The sequence below is a fragment of the Priestia sp. P5_B4 genome, assembly GCF_056400385.1.
Genome location: NZ_JBFULJ010000725.1, coordinates 1 through 1,939 on the forward strand (window position 1 = coordinate 1; position 1,939 = coordinate 1,939).

The window sequence follows — 1,939 nt, forward strand, 5'->3', positions numbered from 1 at the left end:
GAAATGGGACTGTATCCGAAATTAAAAGTCAAAGATCAGCTTGTATACCTTGGACGGTTGCGCGGAATGAAAAAAGCGAACGTGCTGCAGGAAATGGAGCACTGGTTATCTAGATTCAATATTCCTCAATATGCTTCCAAAAAAGTAGAAGAGCTATCCAAAGGAAATCAGCAAAAAATTCAATTTATTGCCTCTGTTATTCATCGACCCGAGCTGCTTATTTTAGACGAACCTTTTAGCGGCTTAGATCCTGTAAACGTAGAGGTATTAAAAGAAGCGGTGCTTGATTTGAAAAAACGCGGAACGACGATTGTTTTTTCAAGTCATCGAATGGAACATGTGGAAGAACTTTGTGAATATTTATGTATTATGCATCATGGCACACCTGTAGTGTATGGAAGGCTGCCCGAGATCAAACGTTCATTTGGAAAGAAAAACGTCATTGTACACGGAAAAGGTCCGTTTGAGAGAATTACAGAGCTTGAAGGCGTTGTAAAGGTGAAAAAAACAGTTGAAGGCATGATTGTTCAAATTCAACATGAATCCGTATCACAACTCATTTTTCAAGAACTTAAACACTTTTCATTTGTATCTAAATTTGCAGTGGAAGAGCCTTCATTAAATGATATTTTCATTGAAAAGGTAGGTGCTTCCTATGAATAAATTTTGGGTCATCGTCTTTCATACATATCTTAATAAATTAAAAACAAAATCTTTTATTATTACGACGATTATTACTGCTCTTATTCTAGTTGCTCTTACAAATATGGAGAAAATTATCGACGTTTTTAATTCAGACGATAATGGAACAAATGTGGGTGTCATCTATGAAGTGGAAAGCGTATATACATTGTTCAAACAAAATGTAAATGTCATGGATAAAGACATTCATTTAAAAGAATTTACGTCTGAGTCTAAGGCAAAACAAGCGGTGAAAAATGGGGAGCTCGATAGCTATTTACTCTTATCTTTAAACGATAAGCAGCTGCCTCAAGCTGTGTACAAAGCTAATTCTTTGGCCGAATCAAATCTTTCTTCTACCTTAGAACAGGCGGTACAGCAAACAAAAGTGGCTATGGCTACAGTAAAAATCGGTTTAGAAGAAAAGCAAATTGATCAGCTTTACAGCCCTGTTTCATTTAAAAAGAAAGCGTTAGTTGAAAATGCCAAAACAGAACAAGAGCTAAATCAAGCAAGAGGTCTTGTATATGTACTGCTGTTTGTTATTTATTTTGCCGTTATCATGTATGGGAGCATGATTGCGATGGAAGTAGCTACTGAAAAATCATCCCGCGTTATGGAGATCCTTGTATCGAGCGTATCACCTATTACACAAATGTTTGCTAAAATCATTGGAATTGCACTGCTCAGCTTAACACAGCTTGCAGTGATACTGAGCGTGGGCTACACATCGTTAAAAGCCAGTGTGGAAACAAATCATAACGGTATCTTTTCTTATCTCGGATTTAATGATGTTCCGCTGACTACATTCGTGTATGCATTTGTCTTCTTCATATTGGGGTACTTCCTTTTTGCTACGCTCGCGGCTTTTTTAGGTTCTCTTGTGAGCCGTATTGAAGATGTACAGCAAATGATTACGCCTATGACCCTTGTGATTGTGGCTGCTTTTTTAATTGCTATGTTTGGACTTGGTGATCCTGAAACCACAATCATTACGGTCACATCTTTTATCCCATTTTTTGCTCCGATGATTATGTTTTTGCGTGTAGGTATGTTAAATGTTCCTGTGTGGGAAGTGAGTGTATCGATAGGGATTTTAGTTGTGACGATTACGGCTTTAGCTATATTTGGTGCCCGTGTGTATAAAGGAGGAGTCCTTATGTATGGGCAATCTACCTCTTTTAAAGATATTAAAAAGGCGCTGCAGCTAACGAAAAAAGAAACATAAAGAAGTGAGAGGCTGAGATAAAAGTAGTTT

General features: G+C 37.3%; 2 protein-coding genes. Both read left to right on the forward strand.

Translation table 11 applies throughout. The annotated features are described in order from the left end of the window. Window positions 1-663 (forward strand): ABC transporter ATP-binding protein (locus AC1DRF_RS25200; protein ID WP_477741980.1); only part of this gene is annotated, 663 nt, incomplete at its 5' end. Further along, window positions 656-1,909 (forward strand): ABC transporter permease, encoded by a 1,254-nt coding sequence (locus tag AC1DRF_RS25205; protein WP_060745402.1) that lies wholly within the window; start codon window positions 656-658, stop codon window positions 1,907-1,909. The genes AC1DRF_RS25200 and AC1DRF_RS25205, both read left to right, overlap by 8 nt. Window positions 1,910-1,939: the final 30 nt, after the last annotated feature.

Bases quoted from the DNA above. Each gene is read 5' to 3' on its own strand.
- AC1DRF_RS25205 (WP_060745402.1), top strand. From the start codon at position 656: ATGAATAAATTTTGGGTCATCGTCTTTCATACATATCTTAATAAATTA.